The 21,481-nt window shown below is 41.1% G+C and carries 16 protein-coding genes and 1 riboswitch; of the genes, 12 read left to right on the top strand and 4 right to left on the bottom strand.

Features of this window, described 5'->3' with window-relative positions:
- Positions 1-8: 8 nt before the first annotated feature.
- The 4 genes from IEV91_RS10065 (at position 9) to IEV91_RS10050 (ending at position 5,405) form a co-directional block, all read left to right on the top strand.
- Entirely contained in the window at positions 9-776 is a 768-nt protein-coding gene (locus IEV91_RS10065) for a (Fe-S)-binding protein (RefSeq protein WP_188497297.1), read from the top strand.
- The gene (locus tag IEV91_RS10060) at positions 742-2,184 is read left to right on the top strand and encodes a LutB/LldF family L-lactate oxidation iron-sulfur protein (protein ID WP_188497296.1); all 1,443 of its coding nucleotides are present in this window, start codon (positions 742-744) and stop codon (positions 2,182-2,184) included. Before IEV91_RS10065 ends, IEV91_RS10060 begins: the two co-directional genes overlap by 35 nt.
- Positions 2,181-2,882, top strand: coding sequence for a LutC/YkgG family protein (locus tag IEV91_RS10055; RefSeq protein WP_188497295.1), 702 nt, complete (start codon positions 2,181-2,183; stop codon positions 2,880-2,882). The genes IEV91_RS10060 and IEV91_RS10055 overlap by 4 nt, the downstream gene beginning before the upstream one ends.
- Before the next feature lie 1,080 nt (positions 2,883-3,962).
- On the top strand, positions 3,963-5,405 hold the full coding sequence (locus IEV91_RS10050) for a carbon starvation CstA family protein (RefSeq protein ID WP_188497294.1): 1,443 nt from the start codon (positions 3,963-3,965) through the stop codon (positions 5,403-5,405).
- Between the two features lie 151 nt (positions 5,406-5,556).
- Here IEV91_RS10050 and IEV91_RS10045 read toward each other — a convergent pair whose 3' ends face one another.
- Positions 5,557-6,432 (bottom strand): polysaccharide deacetylase family protein, encoded by an 876-nt coding sequence (locus tag IEV91_RS10045; protein WP_188497293.1) that lies wholly within the window; start codon positions 6,430-6,432, stop codon positions 5,557-5,559.
- Positions 6,433-6,679: 247 nt separating this feature from the next.
- Positions 6,680-6,871, top strand: a riboswitch (cobalamin riboswitch).
- A gap of 144 nt (positions 6,872-7,015) precedes the next feature.
- Between IEV91_RS10045 and IEV91_RS10040 the strand changes: the two genes are divergently transcribed.
- The 8 genes from IEV91_RS10040 to IEV91_RS10005 all read left to right on the top strand — a co-directional run bounded on the left by IEV91_RS10040 (position 7,016) and on the right by IEV91_RS10005 (position 17,262).
- The gene (locus tag IEV91_RS10040; RefSeq protein WP_229745513.1) at positions 7,016-9,304 is read left to right on the top strand and encodes a ribonucleoside-diphosphate reductase subunit alpha; all 2,289 of its coding nucleotides are present in this window, start codon (positions 7,016-7,018) and stop codon (positions 9,302-9,304) included.
- 30 nt (positions 9,305-9,334) lie between these two features.
- A complete protein-coding gene (locus IEV91_RS10035; protein WP_188497291.1) occupies positions 9,335-10,381 on the top strand; it encodes a ribonucleotide-diphosphate reductase subunit beta in 1,047 nt (348 codons plus the stop codon).
- 20 nt (positions 10,382-10,401) lie between these two features.
- Complete coding sequence (locus IEV91_RS10030) at positions 10,402-10,896, top strand: flavodoxin domain-containing protein (protein WP_308420028.1); 495 nt, start codon at positions 10,402-10,404, stop codon at positions 10,894-10,896.
- A 1,349-nt stretch (positions 10,897-12,245) separates the two neighbouring features.
- The gene (locus tag IEV91_RS10025) at positions 12,246-13,232 is read left to right on the top strand and encodes a Gfo/Idh/MocA family protein (protein ID WP_188497290.1); all 987 of its coding nucleotides are present in this window, start codon (positions 12,246-12,248) and stop codon (positions 13,230-13,232) included.
- A gap of 55 nt (positions 13,233-13,287) precedes the next feature.
- Positions 13,288-14,061: a hydroxypyruvate isomerase family protein gene (locus IEV91_RS10020; protein ID WP_188497289.1), complete on the top strand. Its 774-nt coding sequence runs from the start codon at positions 13,288-13,290 to the stop codon at positions 14,059-14,061.
- Positions 14,062-14,210: 149 nt separating this feature from the next.
- A complete protein-coding gene (locus IEV91_RS10015; RefSeq protein ID WP_188497288.1) occupies positions 14,211-15,461 on the top strand; it encodes an ABC transporter substrate-binding protein in 1,251 nt (416 codons plus the stop codon).
- A gap of 27 nt (positions 15,462-15,488) precedes the next feature.
- Complete coding sequence (locus IEV91_RS10010; protein ID WP_188497287.1) at positions 15,489-16,415, top strand: carbohydrate ABC transporter permease; 927 nt, start codon at positions 15,489-15,491, stop codon at positions 16,413-16,415.
- A gap of 13 nt (positions 16,416-16,428) precedes the next feature.
- Entirely contained in the window at positions 16,429-17,262 is an 834-nt protein-coding gene (locus IEV91_RS10005) for a carbohydrate ABC transporter permease (RefSeq protein ID WP_188497286.1), read from the top strand.
- An 810-nt stretch (positions 17,263-18,072) separates the two neighbouring features.
- On the opposite strand, the gene IEV91_RS10000 is transcribed toward IEV91_RS10005, so the two are convergent.
- From IEV91_RS10000 to IEV91_RS09990, 3 genes are all read right to left on the bottom strand, one after another.
- Positions 18,073-18,747, bottom strand: a complete 675-nt coding sequence (locus tag IEV91_RS10000) for a YkyA family protein (RefSeq protein ID WP_188497285.1) — start codon at positions 18,745-18,747, stop codon at positions 18,073-18,075.
- Between the two features lie 26 nt (positions 18,748-18,773).
- Positions 18,774-19,682 (bottom strand): polysaccharide deacetylase family protein, encoded by a 909-nt coding sequence (locus tag IEV91_RS09995; RefSeq protein ID WP_188497311.1) that lies wholly within the window; start codon positions 19,680-19,682, stop codon positions 18,774-18,776.
- Between the two features lie 312 nt (positions 19,683-19,994).
- On the bottom strand, positions 19,995-21,227 hold the full coding sequence (locus IEV91_RS09990; RefSeq protein ID WP_188497284.1) for an aminopeptidase: 1,233 nt from the start codon (positions 21,225-21,227) through the stop codon (positions 19,995-19,997).
- Positions 21,228-21,481 lie beyond the last annotated feature (254 nt).

Genomic DNA, 21,481 nt, shown 5'->3' with positions numbered 1-21,481 from the left:
GGACAAAAGTGAAGGTATCCTTGTTTGTGACGTGTTTAGGAGAAATGTTTTATCCAACAGTTGGAAAGGACGTTACAGAGGTATTGGAACATTTAGGATGTGAGGTCGATTTCCCAAAAGGTCAAATTTGTTGTGGGCAACCGGCATATAATAGTGGCTATTTGCAAGAATCTATGAAAGCTGCAAAGCAAATGATCAAAGCTTTTTCGGACGCTGAGTATGTCGTCACACCTTCGGGATCTTGTGCAGCCATGTTAAAAGAGTATCCTAAGATGTTTGAAGAAGATCCTGAATGGCAGGAAAAAGCGACACAGCTTGCACAAAAGACTTATGAATTTACACAGTTTATTGTTAATGTTCTGGGTGTGGAGGATTTAGGGGCCGTATTCCGTGCCAAAGCAACTTACCATACCTCATGTCATATGACACGCTTACTTAACGAAACCGAAGCCCCTTTCAAGCTCTTAAGTCATGTCAAGGGACTCGACTTGGTGCCTTTGCAAAACAATTATGACTGCTGTGGCTTTGGTGGTACCTTCGCTGTGAAAATGGTGCCGATTTCAGAACAGATGGTCGATGAGAAAGTCAAACACGTGGAGGAAACAGAAGCCGATATCCTCATTGGTGCGGATAATGGATGTCTGATGAATATTAAAGGGAGACTAAATCGTAAAGGCAAACCAATAAAAGTGATGCACATTGCTGAAATTCTGAATTTCGGTTTGAAGGGAGGTCATCACTATGCCGATGAAAATCGGAACGGAGCCGTTCTTTGATCGCGTCGATAAAGGGCTTCAGGATCAATTTATGCGCCAAGCCATGGTGTCTGCACAAGATAGTCTAAGAGAAAGAAAACTGAAGGCGACAACAGGTGATCGTTCTTTAATTGATTGGGAGCTTTGGAGAAATGCTGGTGAGGAAATTCGAAGGCATACGCTGGAAAACCTCGATTATTATCTACAGCAACTCAGTGAAACCTATTCGGCACGTGGTGGGCACGTCTATTTTGCAGCAACGGCTGAGGAGGCTAACCAATATATCCAAGAGGTTGTAAAGAAAAAAGGGGCAAAAAAGGTTGTAAAGGCCAAATCAATGGTAACTGAGGAAATCGGTTTGAATGAGGCTTTAGAAGCTGTCGGCTGTGATGTTTTAGAATCTGATTTGGCGGAATATATTTTACAGCTCGATGATCATGATCGGCCTTCACATATTGTTGTTCCCTCGTTGCATAAAAATAAAGAGCAAATTCGTGATACCTTTCGAGAGAAGCGCGGATATACGAAGACAGAAAAACCAGAGGAATTGGCTGCTTTTGCTAGAGAAGAGCTGCGGGAGGCTTTCCTCAATGCTGATGTCGGTATTACAGGTTGTAATTTTGCGGTCGCCGATTCGGGCTCGATTGCTCTTGTGACCAATGAAGGTAATGCCAATATGGTGACGACACTGCCAGAAACGCAAATTACCGTCATGGGGATGGAACGAATTGTACCTTCATGGGAAGAACTCGATGTTTTAGTAACGTTATTATGCCGTAGCGCCGTTGGGCAAAAACTCACAACTTATGTGACCGGTCTGACCCCAGATATTGAGGCGGGCAGTGTTGATAGCCCTCGTGACTATCACCTCGTGATCGTGGATGCCGGACGTTCCAAAGCGCTAGGAACGGAATTCCAATCAGCTCTTCACTGTATTCGCTGTGCGGCTTGCGTGAATGTGTGTCCGGTTTATCGTCATATTGGTGGACATTCTTATGGTTCCATTTATCAAGGACCGATTGGCGCTGTGCTTTCGCCTATTTTGGGTGGTTATGAGGAATATGGTGAATTGCCCTATGCTTCAAGCCTTTGCGCCGCTTGTACAGAAGCTTGTCCAGTTAAGATTCCGCTTCATGAGCATTTGATTCGCCACCGACAACATTACGTTGCAGGGGCAGGAAAGGCTAAATCTGGAGAAAAATTATCCATGAAGGCGTTTGCGATCGGCGCCAGTCATCCTTCGCTCTTTCAGATGGCGAAAAAAATGGCACCGACGATGCTTAAACCGTTCACGAAAGACGAGAACATAAGCAAAGGACCGGGCCCGATGAAGCCATGGACAGAAATTCGTGATTTCCCAGCCCCTAGTCGAGACGATTTTCGCAAATGGTTTGAGGATCACAAGCGTAAGGAGGCAAACTTAAAATGACACAAGGGACTATTCATAATCGTGAAGCCTTTCTAGATAATATTGCTAATAAACTAGGACGTGAAAGAAGAACAAAAGTGTCAAAGCCAAGCTGGAACTATCGCCCACAATGGGAGGTCTTTAAAGGAGACTCACAGGATGAACTCCTGGCAACCTTTAAAAAGGCTTGCGAGCCGGTTCATACATCAGTGAAGGAAACTAAGGCAGAGGCTTTACCTTCAGCTCTAGCTGAGCTGCTGACGACTTATGGGGGTGGCTCGATTGTTGTCGGGCAGGATCCTCGCTTCCATGATTTTGGCCTCCAGGAAGTTCTTGACCAAAATGAAACCCATATCTGGGATACTGATTTGGGCGCTTTAAATATTGATAAAGCAAAGGAGGCAAATATCGGAATTTCTTTTAGTGATATTAGCTTAGCCGAATCAGGAACAGCGGTCTTCTTTAATGATAAGTATAAAGCTCGATCCATCAGTCTCCTGCCGATCACCTCCATTGTCATCGTGCCTAAAAGCATCATTGTGCCGAGAATAACCCAGGCGATGAAAGTTATTCAAGACCGCGTGCAGGCTGGGGAGATGATAGAACCCTATATTAATATGGTCTCCGGGCCGAGTAATAGCGCGGATATTGAGATGAACCTCGTTGTCGGTGTCCATGGTCCTATCAAGGTCGCTTATCTTATTGTTCTTGATCGCTAAGTTTTAATAGAGAGTTTTAATACCGCTAATCGAAGGCCGGGAAGCACTCCCAGTTTTCTTTATAATATCAGCATTTATAAGTTTAACGCTTATAGTGTTGATCGCCACTCCAGGTCGCTCGCTTTCCTCATGCCCACACGACTAAGGAAAGCTGTTAAGAGAATAATCCTCGCAGAAAAATCGCGTTTTTACGATTTTTTGATGTGGGTAGGGTCGGCGTCCGACGCACCATCGGGGTCCCCGAAAAGTGTTCTTTACTTTTTGGGGTGGTAATCGGGGTCCCCGAAAAGTGTTCTTTACTTTTTGGGGTGGTTGAAGTGCTAGCTTTGACGTTGTCACACGGATGTGACGGTTTTAGTCGATCGACCTTAGTATCCTCAGCTAACTTGGGAATAATATAGTGAGGTTCTTAAGTATTTATGACTAAAAACCCCTGTTCCTGCGTCTACGAGTATTGCTTCGTCGTCAGCTTTCTCGGAACAACTCGAAGATTACTCGTGAAGTCACGCTGGCCCCGTTCCCGAAGGACTCTAGTTTAGGCACCCGTGAGTCAGCGGCGCTGAGGAATACACTGAGTATAAGTGTTCCGAATCTCGCGCCTTCCGTTCCGAGCAACGGGTTGCCGCTGGTGCCTTTTGGGATTAAAATCTTATTCCGTGTTTTAATAAGGACCGGGCATGCATTTCGCCCGGTTTTTCTAATTAAAAGTATATAAAATTCTGGTTATCAGGACGATGCGGATTTCCGCTCCAGAAATGGTCGTTTTCCACTCTCATGAACTTGATTGCTAGTGGTGTAAAGGCATTTTTATATTAGGGCTAGCCGCTCTTATTGCTCTGACCTTTTGGCGGTTAAAACGATGATATCCTCAAGCATGGACGACCGTTTTTAAACATAAAATAGTCATGTGTTTTTTAAAAAATCTTCTTTTCATTTATATATAAATATGATAAATTAGTAAATATAAGGGATGAAAACGATTTCAATCGCTTTTATCTTACGGATCTAAAATTGATCATCAAGGTTTTTATGACAACTGTTCTAACATAGTTTGTGTGCATCAGAAAGGAGATTTTAGAGATGGTAACCTTTATTCTTGCTATTATTTTACTTATTGTAGGCTATTTCACTTATGGGAAAGTCATTGAAAAACTTTTTGGGGTAAAAAGTGCGAGAAAGACCCCAGCCTATGCCAACCAAGATAATATTGATTATGTGCCAATGAGTACGAAAAAGAATGCGATGATTCAACTTTTGAACATTGCTGGGGTTGGTCCAATTTTTGGCCCTATTATGGGAGCGCTTTATGGCCCTGTTGCCTTTTTATGGATCGTATTTGGCTGTATTTTTGCTGGGGCTGTTCATGATTACTTAACAGGGATGATTTCCATTCGTAACAGAGGGGCTCATCTTCCTGAACTGGCGGGAAAGTTTTTAGGAAAAGCGATGAAACATGTTGTTAATATTTTTTCAGTCTTGCTTTTGCTTTTAACTGGAACCGTTTTCGTTACTTCGCCTGCTGAATTGCTTCATAATTTGATGAATGGTTGGGTGGCATTGGGAATTATTGTTGCCGTTATCTTTATTTACTATATTGCATCCACAATTTTACCTATTGATAAGATTATCGGACGTATCTATCCGATTTTTGGTATTCTTCTTGTGATTAGTGCCGTTGGGGTCGGTGTGGGCCTTATTGTAACAGGGGCTCCAATTCCTGAACTCTCGATGAGTACCTTGAAAAATCTACATCCTGCTGGGACCCCGATTTTTCCGTTGCTTTTCTTAACCATTTCTTGTGGCGCGTTATCGGGATTTCATGCGACTCAAAGTCCTATAATCTCTCGGACATTGAAGAACGAAAACCAAGCGCGACGGGTGTTTTATGGCATGATGATTGCAGAAGGGATTATTGCCATGATTTGGGCAGCTGCAGCTATGAGCCTCTTCCACGGGACCGACTTAAATGAATTGATTAATACTGCAGGACCGGCAGCCGTTGTAAGCGAAGTATCAACTAAGATGCTTGGCTCAATTGGCGGAACATTGGCGGTTTTAGGGGTTATTATTTTACCAATTACTTCTGGTGACACGTGTTTCCGAAGCGCTCGTATGATTATAGCGGATTACATTAAAGTGGGCCAAACCAAAATTTTAAATCGTATTTGGATCGCAGCTCCTTTATTCATCATTTCGTTTTTATTAACCCGCATTGATTTTAATATCTTATGGCGTTACTTCTCATGGGCCAACCAAACGACAGCTATGATTGCTCTATGGGTAGGGGCAATGTATCTTGTGTTAAGTCGGAAGTTTCATTGGGTGGCTTCGATTCCAGCGACCTTTGCAACCATCTTTACCTTTACGTATATTTTGAATGCACCTATTGGCTTTAATTTACCGATGCCGCTTTCCTTTATCGGCTCGCTTATCATTGCGGTCATCATCATCGGCTTATTCTGGATCAAAGCAAAGCAAAATATGAATGAGCAACTGCCTGTAGATTTAGAAAAGGTCGCTTAATCAATAAATACAATTTGAAAAGCGTATAAAGAAACCCAAGTTCGGCAAAAGAGCTGAACTTGGGTTTTTTCACGATCTGGAGGAGGGGATGTTACAGTTGAGTTCAGCTACTCGTTCCTTTTGAAAGATTTTTTGAATCATGATGTTGACGTTAGAAGCCGTTTGTACCAAAGAAAAGGACATCCGAATAATTTTCTAACGCCTTGATCTCTTTGATGATTTGTTTCCCTTTTAAAGAATCATTGATATTTATTCTTTTTATTTCTAACCTATTGGTCCCAAAGGTATTTATTCCTGTTGTCGTCGTAAAAATGAGCTGATGCTGTTGACTCACGATGTTTTCTATATCTTTGTTATAGGCACCATAGGGATAGGCGAAGGCAAAAACAGAGTTACCGACGTTCTTTTCTATCATTTGTTTAGCCTTGTTAATATCCCTTTTAACAATACGATGATGTTTTTTGTGGGTTAAGTGTTCCCCATCTTTGGAAGTGGGCGTTATTAAAGCTTCTTTACCGGCTTTGTTGTTATATCGCCAATGTAAATCATGGGTATGATTTTGAACTTCCACTAAACCAGAATGATACATTTTCCTTATTTGAGTCCAATTAAGAAAGGGACGGCCCAACCTTTGTCCTTTTTGAACATAACTTGTTGATATAAACAGGCAAACAAATAACTTATATTTCTTGATAATGGGATAGGCATTGGTGTAAATGGAACGATAGCCATCATCAATGGTAATTAATATTGGTTTTGTGGGTAGATGATCTTCACCTTGTAAGTAATCTAATAAGTCCCCAATTGTAATTGTAGAGTAACCCGCTTGTTTTAGGGTCGTCATTTGCTCTTCAAAGTGAGCGGGTGAAGTGTTTATATATGGAAAAGAAGGGGTGTTATCAAATGTATGGTACATTAACACAGGTATATATTTATCCTCTTTTCCAAATGCTAAATGGGGTTTGTTCAGTATACTTTCTAAAATGATTGCTGTCGTGATAAAAATAATCATAAAAAAAGGTCTCATCACCGATTTCCTCCTGTTATTCACCTTTCATAGCCTTTTACTATGAAAAGATTCTATGCATTTTAAAAAAAATTGACGTGAATATTTTTTTATGAAGGGCTGTATTCAGCTTTGTTTACCATTATGAGGCATTTGGTTGAGGAAGTTTTAATTTTATCTCTTGTTTAAATCGCACAAATAGATTAGTATAAAGGAAGATATTTAATACTATATATTGAGTGTGATTTAGTATTTAATACTCTATATTGTGATTGTCTAGAGTTAAGATGCCTTTAGGCTTAATAGGGAATCTAGTGAAAAGCTAGAACTGCCCCCGCAACTGTAAGTGCAACGAACTGAACGTACCACTGTATAATGGTTCTTCAAAACTATTATATGGGAAGGGTTCAAAGTAGGCTAATGCACGAGTCAGTAGACCTGTCTTAATTCAAATAGTTTCAGACTTCTTCGGGGAGTGAGAAGGTGATGCGATGGCAACGAAGGATAGGTTTGCATTCATGCATAATCCTCCTTTTACTGTTATTGTCTCTCGCCCGCTCTTATTCCCTGAGCGGGTTTTTTAATGTCCAAAGGAGGAATTTTTTTGAGTACATATTTACGAAGTGACATTGATTCTGTTTTAGACGCTGTGCAGAGCATCTCTGAAAAATATAACTTAGATGTTACCGAATTAAAACAACAATTGCTAGATTTGGAGGCTACTCAAAGTCAGGCCAATCAACATGCACTTTTTTATTCTTTAAATCATATTGCGATGGATCAACCGAAGTGGACTTTTGCTGCCGCTCATTTGTATCTGAATGCATTGTATAAAGAAGCAGCTGAGAATCGGAAGTATGATGCTGAACAAAAATATGATCGCTTTTATGAACTCATAGAGACTCTAACGAAAAAGGGAATCTATTCAAGCAAACTTTTAGACAGCTATTCACACCAGGAGATTGATGACATTGCTCATGCTATCGATCCTAAGTGTGATGAACTTTTTAACTATATAGGATTGTTTTTACTGGCAGATCGCTATCTTGCGCGTGACCATGACAGACATCTTTATGAGTTACCTCAAGAACGTTTTATGATCATCGCGATGACGCTAATGATGAATGAACCGGAAGATCAGCGTGTGGCGTTGGTTAAAGAGGCCTATTGGGCTTTAAGTCATTTGTACATGACAGTGGCGACGCCTACGTTATCGAACGCGGGAAAAAGTTTTGGGCAGTTGTCCTCTTGTTTTATTGACACCGTCGATGATTCGTTAGATGGCATTTATTTAAATAACTGGGATATTGCTCGTTTAAGTAAAGATGGTGGGGGTATTGGTATTTATTTTGGCAAGGTCCGGGCACTAGGCTCTGATATTAAGAAATTCAAAGGCAATTCTTCTGGTGTTGTTCCCTGGATCCGATTGATTAATGATACGGCAGTGAGTGTTGATCAACTCGGTCAACGGCAAGGGGCTGTAGCCGTCTATCTTGATGTTTTCCATAAGGATATTATGAATGGCTTTCTTGATCTCAAAACAAATAATGGGGACGAACGGCGAAAGGCACACGATATTTTTACTGGTGTGTCGATTCCAGATCATTTCATGGAAAAATTACAAGAGGTAGATGAAAGTGGCAAGAGCATTGGCGAATGGCATGTTTTCTGTCCTCATCAAGTTAAGCAGATCATGGGATGGCAGGATGAAGCCGGAAATCCTTTAGGTTTAGAAGATTTTTACGATGAAACGGATCGAAAGTATTTCACTGAGAAGTATGTGGAAGCCGTCAATCATCCGCTTTTACCGCGGAAAACCTATCGAGCAATGGATATTATGGCCCGGATCATGGTGGCACAGCTTGAAACAGGGACACCTTATATGTTTTATCGTGATGAAGTGAACAGGCAAAATCCGAATAAGCATGTGCTAGGGGAAGGGCGGACGTCCATCTTCTGTAGTAATCTTTGTACAGAAATTGCACAAAATATGTCAGCCACTACGATTGTTAAGGAGTATAGAGATGAAGAAGGCAATATTGTCATCGTTCGTAAGCCTGGTGATTTCGTTGTCTGTAATCTATCGTCTATTAATCTCCCACGTGCAGTGCGTGCGGATGTCTTAGAGCGGTTAATCCCTATTCAAATGAGAATGCTGGATAATGTTATCGATCTTAATACAATAGTGGTCGGGCAAGCGACAGCAACGAATCAAAGGTTTAGAGCAGTAGGTTTAGGAACTTTTGGCTGGCATCACCTGCTTGCACTAAAATCGATAGATTGGGAATCAGATGCAGCGGTCAATTATGCAGATGAACTGTATGAACACATTGCCTATTTAACGATTAAGGCTTCCATGACCTTAGCGAAAGAAAAAGGGGCTTATCGTCAATTCAAAGGTTCAGAATGGGAAACGGGTGTTTACTTTGAAAGAAAGCATTATCACAGCCCTCGCTGGAACGAGCTTAAAGATTTAGTTCGACAAAACGGTGTTCGTAATGGTTGGATGATGGCTGTCGCTCCGAACTCTTCGACTGCGAAAATTGGCGGCTCAACAGATGGCATTGATCCGATTTATGCTGTGGAATATGCAGAGGAAAAGAAAAACTTTAAGTTTAAAGTCACTGCACCTGATCTCGATCACAAGACATATGCGTATTATCGCCGGGCAAGACACATGCTTGATCAACACTGGAGTATTAAGCAAAACGCGGCTCGTCAACGTCATATCGATCAAGCGATTAGTTTTAATTTATACGTGCGACATGATATCAAGGCGAAAGAACTATTAAATCTTCATCTGGATGCCTGGGAGCAAAAATTAAAAACAACTTATTATGTCCGTAGTACGTCTCAAGCAGAAATCGAAGAATGCGAAGCCTGCATGAGTTAATAGCATCAAGCATCAAGGAGGAATGATGACATGGATACAACACAACCTTTAACACGCATTAAACTCTTAAACTCAGAGTTTCCAAATAAATCAACGGGTATTATCAACGGACAATCTTCGGGGTTACTCAATTGGAATGATATTGCTTATCCGCAAATGTATACCTTGTATCAAACGTTGTTGGGGAATTTTTGGAAGGCGCAAGAAATCAATATGCAAGATGATATTAAGCAGTGGGATACATTAACGGAAAAAGAGAAAGACATTTTTCTGCGGATTAATACGCAACTTGCTTCTTTAGATAGTTTACAAACACCGACAATGACACAGGTGATGGACTATGTTACAGATTCGAGCTTTAAGGCGATTCTGGCGGTCATTTCCCAACAAGAAGCTGTTCACAATGAGTCCTATTCCTATATTTTAAGTTCACTCGTCCCTTTACATGTTCAAAACGAGCGTTTTAATCAAGCGAAAGAGGATCCCATTATTCAAAAACGGAATCATCTCATCTTAGAGGCGTATGAGGCCTTTAGACAAAATCCGACACCACAAAATCTCTTTCAGTTGAGCATTAATTCCATTAATTTAGAGGGGATCTACTTTTATGCAGGGTTTGCTTTCTTTTATAACCTCGCGCGCGGGCAAAAAATGTTGAAGACAAGTACGATGATTAGCTATATTCAACGTGATGAAATGCAACATGCTTATTTTATATCGCAGTTTATTAGAATTCTGTTATCTGAGAATCCTGAGTTAAATACGAAGGAAAATATTCAATACATTTACGATACGATCCATCAGGCGGTTCAACTAGAGAAAGAATGGGCAGGTTACATTTTGAAGGACATTGAGGGCATTGATCTAAAGGAGTTTGCGGGTTATATCGAATATCTCGCCAATAAACGGCTTCGACAAATGGGGCTAGAGAATTTCTATGAGGCCCGTGAAAATCCGATGCCCTGGATTCATGTGTTTAGTGATGAGATGATCAATGAAACCAAATCTGATTTCTTTGAACAAAAATCACGGACGTATACGAAGGTGACGCAATCCAATGGCTTTGATGAGCTGTAAGCTAAAGGGGTAGGTCCACTGTGCGTGAAAGAAGTGTAGGTGAGTCGATGAAAATAGCCATCGTGTATACATCAGTAACTGGAAATACGGAAGCACTCATGCGTATAATCAAACAAGCCTTTCAAGAAAAGGATCAAGCGCTCAGTCTCTTTATCTATTCCGTTGACACCTTTGACCTTTCAACTTTAAGTCGTTGGGATGCGGTTGTAGTGGGCACCTATAGTTGGGGAAATGGCAAAATTCCTAGAGAGATGCGGAGCCTATTCACAGCCTTTGAAGAGCAGGAGGTTTCACCGCTCGTGACGGGGGTGTTTGGAACTGGAGATAGCTTTTACCCCCACTTTTGTGGGGCTGTGGATCGGTTTCGCGATATGCTCTATGTGCATACTGATTTGGCGGTGACCTTAAAAGTGGAGCTGCTGCCACAACTACAGGATTTGGAGCGTTGCGCGCTTTTTGTCGAACGGCTCTTGACCCGATTGAAGCAAAGAAACATTGGAAAAGTTTTTGCATAGCGAGTAAAAATGGCTCTATTATCTATGTTGGGTCTAACAATCCTTTAAAAAGTTTCTTTTAAACATCTTCAATAGGTCTCTATTAAATGCGGAGGTTTTCTAAAAGAGTGTTGCCTTTTCAGGTTGTGAAGTGTAGGAGTAGAAGGGAATGGCGACGTCAGTTCGATCGGCTTTGGCAGCTCATACCTTATTATATTTAGTGTTTAACAACCTCTTCGGCAGAATACTTCGCTTTCCGTGGGCACGGCCTCAGCTAACTTTGGAGTCAGTTTTTGGTGCTCCAAAGTGGATCTTCGGACGCGTGCTGTTCCCACTGGAGTCTGCGTATTCTGCCTACGCTAGGTAAGATGATCTGATTTACTTGCAACTAGAGTTAATATTAGCTTGAAAAAAGCAAAGATGCCCAATCTTTTCTTCAAAAAGCATCGACAGCATGGAAGTGGATTGGAGCGAAAGGCGCTCTAGCTTCTTCGGGAACGGGGCCAGCGTGACTTCACGAATACACTTCGAGTTGTTCCGAGAAAGCTGATGAAGAAGCCATACGAATGGACTCAGGAACAGGAAATTTGTAGTATAAAGACTTGGGAACACAAATATAACAACCAAGGAACTTCGGTTGAAAACGTCGCGTCCGTGTGACAACACCGAAGCTAGCACATCAATACCACCCCAAAAAGTAAAAAGCACTTTTCGGGGACCCCGATTACCACCCCAAAAAGTAAAGAACACTTTTCGGGGACCCCGATGGTGCGTCGAACACCGATCCTACCCACATCAAAAAATCGTAAGAACACGATTTTTCTGCGAGGACTAATCTCTTAGTCGCTTTCCTTAGTCCTGCGGGGGCAAAGGCAGCGGTGAGACCCCGGAGCGCGGAGCGTGAAGAGGCTCACCAGCCGCCCGCGGAAAGCGTAGTGGATTTCCAGAGCAGTCAGATTAGACACCCAACTACTTTCTCAAGTTATGTCGCAATCTATAGCCATTATGCTTTTTTACGTTTTGTTTGAGTCTCGCTATTTCGTTTTGAAATCTTATTATTAGTTACAATCTTCTATTTCTCAACATTTGCCTTAGAACGGTAAAAATAAATCTACCACAATTAAAAAAAATGTGGTAGATTTATTTTAAAGCTATAATATTCTCAATCTTCATAACTGGTGATATTTTTGCATATAAGCACATAGTGTTTAAATAGCATGACCCTGCATCCAAGAAGATAAACAAAAAGAATACGTTCAAAAAGGAGTGACACCATCGTCTATTAGATCATGTGCTTATAGAGGTTTGTCTTTTTGTTACTCTGCTTTTTATGAAAGGATTCTAAACTATTATTTTTTGGAGGGGAAAGGATGACAGTTAAGATTGGGTTTATCGGAGTTGGTGGCATCGCCAGTGTGCATTTGCAAAATGTGAGTCAAATAGAAGAGGCACAAATTGTGGCAGTGTGTGATATTGATCAAAACAGGGCAGAAGAAGTTGGCCGGAAGTATGAGGCTAAGGCCTATACAGATCACCAAGACATGATGGATCACGAAAAGCTTGATGCTGTCTATGTGTGTATCCCACCTTTTGCTCATGGGGATGTTGAACTCGCAGTCATTGAACGTAATCTGCCGATGTTGGTAGAAAAACCCCTTTCAATTGAAAGAGAGCCTGCGGAGACCATTGTTAAGGCGGTAAGTCAGCAACAATTAATGACGGGTGTTGGGTACAATTGGCGTTATTCAGAGGCGTCGAATTGGGCAAAAGAGATATTGGAAAATCATAAACCAGGAATGGCTCAAGGATATTGGCTTGGTGGTATGCCTATGGTGCCATGGTGGCGTAAAATGGATGGCTCAGGTGGACAAATGGTAGAACAAACCACACACATTGTTGACCTTTCAAGATATTTACTCGGAGAAGTGGTCCAAGTCTATGCCGCATATGCTCAGCGTGAGATGCAGGATGTTGTCGAGGGGACAACGGTGCCAGATGTGGGAACGATGGTTCTTAAATTTGAAAGCGGTACCATAGCGACGATTTCAAATACGTGTTTATTAAACCAAGGATACACTGTTGGTTTAGACATCTTAGCACGAGAAACGATTCTCGAAGTCCGAAACGGTCATTTAACGGAACGAAGGAATAAAGAAACGATCGAAAGACATAATTCTCTCAATCCCTATCTTGAAGAAGATAAAGCTTTTATTAAAGCAGTGCAAACCGGAGACAGGACCCTTATCCGCTCAAACTATGAAGATGCTTATAGAACGCATTTAGTGACTGTAGCGGCAAACGAATCGGCAAAAACAGGTCAGCCCATAGATCTCCAAAGTCTTTATCCTGTTTTATAACTTAGAAAAAGATGCTTCTCTCAAATCTTGTAAAAGAATCTAAGGAGTGACACACATGAAATATTCGTTATGCATTGGGGCCTATCCGGGCAAAGACGTGCTCTATCATTTAGAAAAAATTAAGGAGCATGGGTTTCATGGTCTTGAGTATTATTCATGGTGGAATCTAGAGGATCTTGATCAAATAGCAAAAGCGCAGGAACGGTTAGGGGTAGGGATTATTGGTACTTGCACTAAAGAGTTTAACCTGGTTGATCCCTCAAAACGAGAGGCTTATTTAGCTGGCCTTAGAGAAACACTTGTGGCTTGCCAGAAACTCAATATTCCAGCGATGATTACACAGACAGGTAATGCAATTGAAGGTGTTTCCAGAGAACAACAACGCAGCACAATGGTCGAGACGCTTAAGCAATGTGCACCATTGCTTGAGGAAGCGGGAGTTATTCTAGAAATTGAACCTCTTAATGGGCTTGTCGATCATGCAGGTCATTATTTACAGCGCTCAGATGAAGCGGTTTCGATTATTGATGAGGTGGATAGTCCAAATATCAAACTTGTGTTTGATGTTTACCATCAACAAATTACCGAGGGTAATGTCATTCGTAATGCGACGCAATATGTAGAGCGCATCAATCATTATCATATTGCTGATAATCCTGGACGCAAACAGCCGGGGACGGGAGAATTAAATTATGTGAATATTCTACGGGCGATTCAGGAGACAGGTTTTGATGGCTTTGTTGGTCTAGAATGTGGGTATACGATTGAGACCGATCAGGCGATTGAGCAATTTAAAGAAACGATTTTGAGCAAGACGGTGAATGTTTAGGATTCCTACAGGCAGAAACAGTATGGCAAGTGGAGGGACTTGACCCCATTCAAGTCTTTCTACCCTTTCTTATTTATTTTAATTTTCTAAGTCTGATGGTTATCTCTCAATTTTGTAAGCGATAACAATAATAACCAGGAGGTTTTCGCATGCGCTATCTTCGCCTTTTTATCGTTTTGGCTTGTCTTTTTTCATTGGTTGCCTGCGGATCCACGTCTTCTTCTACAGGCCAGCACAAAACAAAATTAACACTCTGGTATTGGAATCGTTCGTTATCAGATGATCTTATTGCTCAAGTAGAGAAGAAATTTCCAAATATCCAATTGGAACCACAAAAAATTGGAGGGGATTTCCGCCTCAAATTGCAGACCACGCTGGTGGGTGGCGATGGAGCACCAGATATTGTGATGTTCAATGACTGGATCGCTCAATATTTACCCTATAAGGAGTACTTTGCTAACCTTTATGACTTAGGGGCTGCTGATATTCAAAAGGATTATTTAGATTGGAAATGGAATTTGGCTGAGGCCCCAGGGGATAAGAAGGATCTCATCGCACTTCCCGTTGATACAGGTCCAACCGCCCTATTTTATCGGACAGATTTATTTGAGAAAGCAGGACTGCCGACAGATCCCGATCAAGTGTCCAGTCAATTAAAAACTTGGGAGGATTATATTGCGGCAGGGGAGCAGTTAAAGGAAAAAACAGGGGCCTATATGGTAGACAGTATTGTCAATGTCTATAATCAAGAATTGGGGCAACTGCCAAAAAAATATTTCGATAAAAATGAAAACTACATTGGAGATAGTCCAGAGATTAAAAAAGCTTGGGATATCGCCGTTGAATTTAATAAGCGGGGATTATCAGCCAAAATTGATAGCGGGACAGACTGGAACGCTGCTGTTAATAATGGAAAAATTGCTTCTTTTGTTAATGCCGTCTGGGAAAAACAAATCATGCAAGATGCCGCTCCAGATACGAAAGGCAAATGGCATGTCGCCAGTGCACCAGGTGGCGCCGGAAATGTCGGCGGTTCTTTTATTGGGGTGATGGCGTCCTCTAAACATCAAAAAGAAGCGTATGAAGTGATCAAATGGTTGATGTCACCGGATAACCAACTGAAAAACTATTTGGATGTTAACTTGTTCCCTTCAGCGGTTGGTGCTTTAGAAAGCGATAAGATGAAACAAAAAGAAGACTTCTACGGAGGGCAGGATACTTCTACTGTGTTTGAAGAGTCTGCCAAGGAAGTGCCAAAGACCTATTTTGGCGAACATTACGTGACGATCAATTCGATTTTCCAAGATGAACTAAAATTAGTAGAGCGTTCAGGGAAGAATCCTGATAAGGCATGGAAGGATGCCCAAGCACAAGTGAAAAGGGAACTTACAAGATTTTAAGACAATAATAAAGGGGGAATGAAGGATATGAAAGAAGCCTTAGGAACAAATACCAATGTCCTTCCAGTCAAAAAGCGAAGCCTTTGGAGTGAAATTTGGAAAAATCGTGTCTCGTATTTGTTTATCTCGCCTTTCTATATTTTGTTCTTGATTTTCGGACTTTTTCCGATCTTGTTTTCTCTTTATTTAGCCTTCCATTCATGGACAGGTCTTGGAGAAATGAAGTTTGTTGGGCTTGCCCAATTCAAATACCTTTTAACAGAACCTGACTTCTGGCATTCTGTCGGTAACACTTTTGCTATTTGGTTCATCTCCACGATTCCAATGTTATTCTTTGCTTTAGTTATTGCCTTCTTACTTAATTTACCCCTCCTAAAATTTAGAGGGATCTATAGAACGTTATTCTTTGTTACCAATGTGACCTCGATTGTTGCGGTGGCGATTATCTTTCAATCTATTTTTAATAATAACTATGGACTGGTCAATTACTTCCTCTCTCTATTTGGCGTTGATCCTGTCAAATGGTTGGATAATTCTGTCTTAGTCAAGTTCGTACTTGCGTCAATGGTGGTTTGGCGATTCACGGGCTATAATGCCATTATTTATTTGGCTGGATTGCAGAGTATCCCACAAACACTATATGAAGCAGCAACCATTGATGGTGCAAATCGTAGACAGACCTTTTTCCATATAACGATTCCGCTGCTTCGTCCTGTTATTTTATTTACTGTCATTATGACGACCATCGGTTCTATGCAGCTCTTTACTGAACCGCAAGTATTGCTCGGCGATTCGGGAGGCGTTGGCGGTGCGGGCATGACGCTCAGCTTGTATATGTATAATCAAGCCTTCATTCAAAGTCAGTTTGGTTATGCATCGGCTGTTTCATGGGCATTGTTTATCATTATCGGTTTGTTCTCATTAATTAACTGGAAATTTGTCCAACGCTTCTAAAAGGAGGAATGTCATGATGGTAGGAAAAAGCTGGATTAGTAAAGGACTCACACATCTTGTCTTATTAATTGGTGTTGTTATTTCAGTCTTTCCCTTTTATTGGCTTGCTGTGATGTCGACCAATACCACAAGTCAAATTTTGCACTTTCCACCGAAATTGATTTTCGGCAATCAATTATGGATCAATCTCAAACACGTCTTTGCCAATATAGATTTTTTACAAGGGTTTACGAACACGCTCATTGTTGCTGTTATTTCAGTAGTAGGTACGTTATTTTTCTGCTCATTAGCAGGATTTACGTTCGCTAAGTTTAAATTTCCAGGGCGTAATTTTTTGTTCGTCTCCTTATTAATTACAATGATGATTCCATCACAGATTTCGTTTATTCCCTCATTTATTGTGATGGCGAAAATTGGGTGGGTCAATTCTTATCAATCCTTAATTGTTCCAGGGCTTGCTAATGCATTTGGTATCTTTTGGATTAGACAGTACTGTGATGGCTCAGTTCCTGATGAATTATTGGAAGCCGGACGACTGGATGGCTGTAATCAATTTAGACTCTATTGGAATATTGCTATTCCAATTCTAAGACCCGCACTTGCCTTTCTTGGTATCTTTACTTTTATTGGGGTTTATAATGATTATTTATGGCCCTTGGTTGTCATCAATAATCCAGATCGCTTTACGCTTCAGGTTGTTCTGTCCCAATTAAATGGGATCTACAATACTGACTATGGTATGGTCATGGCCGGAACGCTGTTAGCCACTGTACCGCTCATTATTATCTTCTTTATCTTTAGTCGCAATTTTATTTCAGGGATTGCCGATGGTGCCGTAAAGGATTAGAAGATATAAAGGTTGTCCGATTCACTTCTTTAGGAGGGAGAGCGTGCGGAAAGTTTATCTCCGCACGTTTTTTTAGTATAAGAATGTATAAAATTCTCGTTATCAGCACGGTGTGGATTTCCGCTTCAGAACGCTCGCTTTCCTCATGTCCACACGACTAAGGAAAGCTGCTAAGAGAATCATCCTCACAGAAAAATCGTGTTTTTACGATTTTTTGATGTGGGTAGGGTCGGCGTTCGACGCACCATCGGGGTCCCCGAAAAGTGCCCTTTACTTTTTGGGGTGGTAATCGGGGTCCCCGAAAAGTGCCCTTTACTTTTTGGGGTGGTAATCGGGGTCCCCGAAAAGTGTTCTTTACTTTTTGTGGTGGTTGAGGTGCTAGCTTTGACGTTTTCACACGGATGTGACGGTTTTAGTCGAAGTTCCTTAATGACGTGACGTTTTTAGCCGATCGACCTTAGTGGCCTCAGCACATTTGGAATGGTTAATCTGTGTGTTCCAAAGTATTTATGATTAAAAGGCACCTGTTCTTGCGTCTACTCGTATCGCTTCGTCGTCAGCCTTTCTCGGAACACCTCGAAGTTTACTCGTGAAGTCACGCTGGCCCCGTTTCCGAAGGACTCTAGTTTAGGCACCCGTGAGTCAGCGGCGCTGAGGAATACACTGTATTTAAGTATCCCAAATCTCGCGCCTTCCGTTCCGATCAACAGGGTTGCTGCCGGTGCCTTTTGGGATTAAAATCTTATTCCGTGTTTTAATAAGGACCGGGCATGTTTTTACGCCCGGTCTTTCTCACATCATAATAGAACTTTAGTTTTGGACTTGTTTGACTTGCAAACCTGCTTTTTGATAATAGGCCCATTTAGCTTGATTGTATTGTGTTGTATAACGATTGAATTGTTCTTTTTTATTATCCAAATTTTTGTAGGCTTGATTGATTTTTTTTATGTTGTCTTCTAGCTTTTTAACCTCAATATCGCTCTCTCCACTTAACCTTTTATAGGCTTTATCATTCAAATCTAATACATGGCGATATTCTTTGCTGTACGTGTGATAGAGTTGATGGCGCATTTCTATTAATTTTAATACCTTTAAGCCTGCTTCTTTTTGTTTTGAATCCTTAATATCTTTTATAAGAGGTTTTGCATTCGTTGCTAGGCTATAGCCTTGATTAAAAATTTTATCGCAATCATTTAACGTGCGTCTCTGTTCTTCATTATAATGTTGTGCTTTTTTAATCGTTGCATGAATGTCTTGGTTTTGATCAATTTGAAGGGCCAAGAGTGTTTTATAAGCTTTCCTTTCTTTGGTACTATTTTGAGTTAATGATTCTTGATGTTTAGCCAAGCGTTGCTCGATTTGTGCTGATTTTTCTAAGTCAACATGGAGCTTCTCGGCTTGTTTTTGGTCATGATGGCAACCCGTCATAACAAATATAACTAAAATTAAGAGGGGGGCAGGTCTTAAGCTTTTGAATATTTTCATACTTGGATGAGCGTCTCCTTATATCATTAATGCATGGAATGACAACGTCCTTCACATTGAAAGGTCAAAGGAGGCATGGCATTCGTTAATTTTTTGGTCTGATAGCCATGCTTGTTTAGATAGTCTAAGAGCTGTGGCAAATAGTGGACAGTCGTCGCCTTGTCATGCATGAGTATAACGGGTGCCATCCCTGTTTTCTCAAGATTTTGGATATCCTGAATCACATTTTGAACAAATCGCTGATCTTTGAGTTCCCAATCTTGACTATCAATATTCCAATCCCATGTCTTAAAGCCATTTTTATTCAGCAAACTGCGCATATCGACTGTTAAATATGGGATACTGCCATAAGGCAAGCGGACAAGTTCAGATTGGACCCCAGCTATTTCCTTTAATATCTTTTGGTCCTGAGTCATTTCCTTTAATGGGGCTGCTTTTGAACTATAGATCTTGTGGGCGTCGTGAGTAATCCCGTGTAATCCGACTCCAAAGTCTTCTTTGACCATGCGTTTGACGACGTGTTTTCGGCTTTCCATATTAGGTCCAAGCATAAAAAAAGTTGCTTTGGCGTTGTAGTGATCAAGAACGTCAAGTAATTGATCGGCTTCCAGTGATGGACCATCATCAAAGGTTAAATAGATGACCTTATGTTTATGATCCTTTTCTAATTGCTGCTGTGCCTTTTGGTTCACTGCTTGCTCACGGCTAAGTTCCTTTTTATTTTGAATCGAGTGATTCAGATCGGAAGCCGCAAAGGATTGTTTAGGCTTGAAGGATGATGACAAGGGCTGGGCAGGAATCAAAGCAATCGTTGGTTTGTTTTTCCCAGAATTGGCTTTAACAATTGTTCCCCAGCCAACGAGTAGACTTAGAATCAGGGTTAACATTAAGAAAATAGTTATTTTTCCCTTACGATTTAAAGGCATACCTCTCATCACCTCGTCCTTCCTCCAAATCCATCATCTTTCCCGGATCATTCTATAATACTAGTAATATAGACGACAAAAAAGTTGAAAGAGTTTCAAATATCGACAGAAAAACGAGAGAGGTAACCATATTGATTGAGAAACAATAGTAGACTTGGCATCTATCACCGCTTCGCAAAATTACCTTCACGGCGAAAATCAAAGTTGCGTCTATCGGTTGTTATGCATTTTGATGTATAAAAACAGCCTCTTCGTCATGAAGAGGCTTAAAAGGGATTAATGTATTTATAAATTGGGATAAGGCTTATACGTTTTTATCTCTTAGGCCCAATTTCCTTTTCTAAAGAGGGGAATACGCTCACCATCATAGGTTTCTCCGTCGATGTCAAGGTCGGCTGAGCCGATCATAAAGTCAACATGCCCGAGGCTTTGGTTGACACCTTTCTCTACAAGTTCTTCTTTGGTAAGTTGGCCAGCACCTTTAATGTTCATGCCAATCGCACTACCGAGGGCAATGTGACAAGAGGCATTTTCATCATATAACGTATTGTTGAAAATGATGCCAGAATTAGAGATGGGTGAATCGTATGGGACAAGGGCAACTTCGCCAAGAAATTTCATACCCTCATCGATACTTAGTGCTTCTTTAAGGGCATCATAGCCTTTTTCAGCTTTAAAATCGACAACCTTACCGTCTTTAAAGGTGAGACTGAAGTTTTCAATCATGTTCCCCATAAAAGAAAGTGGTTTTGTACTCGTAACGATACCGTTGACACCCTGCTTTAATGGGGCAGTGAAGACCTCTTCAGTTGGCATATTAGGGATATAGCTTGTCCCGAAGGTCGAATGATGACCTGCGCCAAGCCAGATATGGTCAGGATGCAGATCAATACTGAGATCGGTGACCGGGCTTTTATAATGGAGCGTTTTAAAATGCTTGGCATTGAGTTCATCCATTTTGGCCACAAGCGTTTTTGAATGTTCTTCCCAAGCTTTTACTGGGTCTTCTTGGTCTACTCGTACGGTTTTAAGCACAGCTTCCCAGAGAAGATCTAAGGCCACTTCTGCGGGTTTATCAGGAAAGACGGTTGCGGCCCAAGCTTTTGTGGGCACACCCACAATGGCCCAATGTAAATCACCATTTAATTGTGCTTTTTGGAAGAAATGAAGTTTGTTCCCGCTGGTTTTTGACGTCAATGTCAATCGTTGTGGATCGACACCTTCAAAGGCTTTAGGATCACCACCTGTAATATTGAGAATGGCGCCTTTGTTGTCAGTGAGGTCTTTCATTTCAGCAATTTGCCATTCAGGGATTTCTTTAAGGGTCTCCTCAGGTGCATTTTCAATATGTATACGTTGAGTTGCGGCATCATTCCAGCGAACTGAAACTCTTTTACAACCATTGTCATAGGCATGCTTCATAACCCTTTTTACAAATTCTACAGCTTCGAGGGGAGCACTAATTAACAGCGTTTGTCCTTTTTGAATATTTACCCCTATTTTTACAGTGATTTCAGCATATCTATCAAGTTTTTCTTCAAAGTGTTGGATCATAAATTTCACCCCTTTTCTGTATTGTAGCATATTTCAGTGAACTTGAATGGGGGCTTAGGTTCTTTTTCGTTAACTTTTGGTTTTTCTTTAAGCTTTAAACCGTGAGTTCTAGTGGAACGATCCCTACTTTGGTAGCAAAGATCTAGGGGGCGCATGGCTTACGAATCGGTAGTAACCAGGCTAAAGAAAACATTAAATTCAAAGGAGGTTTAGGACTTTGAGACCACCTCTATATGGAAAAGTGGCCATATAGG

It is taken from the genome of Pullulanibacillus pueri, from assembly GCF_014639255.1.
Lineage (GTDB): Bacteria > Bacillota > Bacilli > Bacillales > Sporolactobacillaceae > Pullulanibacillus > Pullulanibacillus pueri.
Note: the sequence above shows the minus strand (reverse complement) of the source record. Positions and strands in the feature narration are given on the sequence as shown.

Bases quoted from the DNA above. Each gene is read 5' to 3' on its own strand.
- IEV91_RS10025 (WP_188497290.1), top strand. From the start codon at position 12,246: ATGACAGTTAAGATTGGGTTTATCGGAGTTGGTGGCATCGCCAGTGTG.
- IEV91_RS10050 (WP_188497294.1), top strand. From the start codon at position 3,963: ATGGTAACCTTTATTCTTGCTATTATTTTACTTATTGTAGGCTATTTC.
- IEV91_RS10010 (WP_188497287.1), top strand. From the start codon at position 15,489: ATGAAAGAAGCCTTAGGAACAAATACCAATGTCCTTCCAGTCAAAAAG.
- IEV91_RS09990 (WP_188497284.1), bottom strand. From the start codon at position 21,227: ATGATCCAACACTTTGAAGAAAAACTTGATAGATATGCTGAAATCACT.
- IEV91_RS10060 (WP_188497296.1), top strand. From the start codon at position 742: ATGCCGATGAAAATCGGAACGGAGCCGTTCTTTGATCGCGTCGATAAA.
- IEV91_RS10020 (WP_188497289.1), top strand. From the start codon at position 13,288: ATGAAATATTCGTTATGCATTGGGGCCTATCCGGGCAAAGACGTGCTC.
- IEV91_RS10035 (WP_188497291.1), top strand. From the start codon at position 9,335: ATGGATACAACACAACCTTTAACACGCATTAAACTCTTAAACTCAGAG.
- IEV91_RS10055 (WP_188497295.1), top strand. From the start codon at position 2,181: ATGACACAAGGGACTATTCATAATCGTGAAGCCTTTCTAGATAATATT.
- IEV91_RS10045 (WP_188497293.1), bottom strand. From the start codon at position 6,432: ATGAGACCTTTTTTTATGATTATTTTTATCACGACAGCAATCATTTTA.
- IEV91_RS10005 (WP_188497286.1), top strand. From the start codon at position 16,429: ATGATGGTAGGAAAAAGCTGGATTAGTAAAGGACTCACACATCTTGTC.
- IEV91_RS09995 (WP_188497311.1), bottom strand. From the start codon at position 19,682: ATGAGAGGTATGCCTTTAAATCGTAAGGGAAAAATAACTATTTTCTTA.
- IEV91_RS10000 (WP_188497285.1), bottom strand. From the start codon at position 18,747: ATGAAAATATTCAAAAGCTTAAGACCTGCCCCCCTCTTAATTTTAGTT.
- IEV91_RS10015 (WP_188497288.1), top strand. From the start codon at position 14,211: ATGCGCTATCTTCGCCTTTTTATCGTTTTGGCTTGTCTTTTTTCATTG.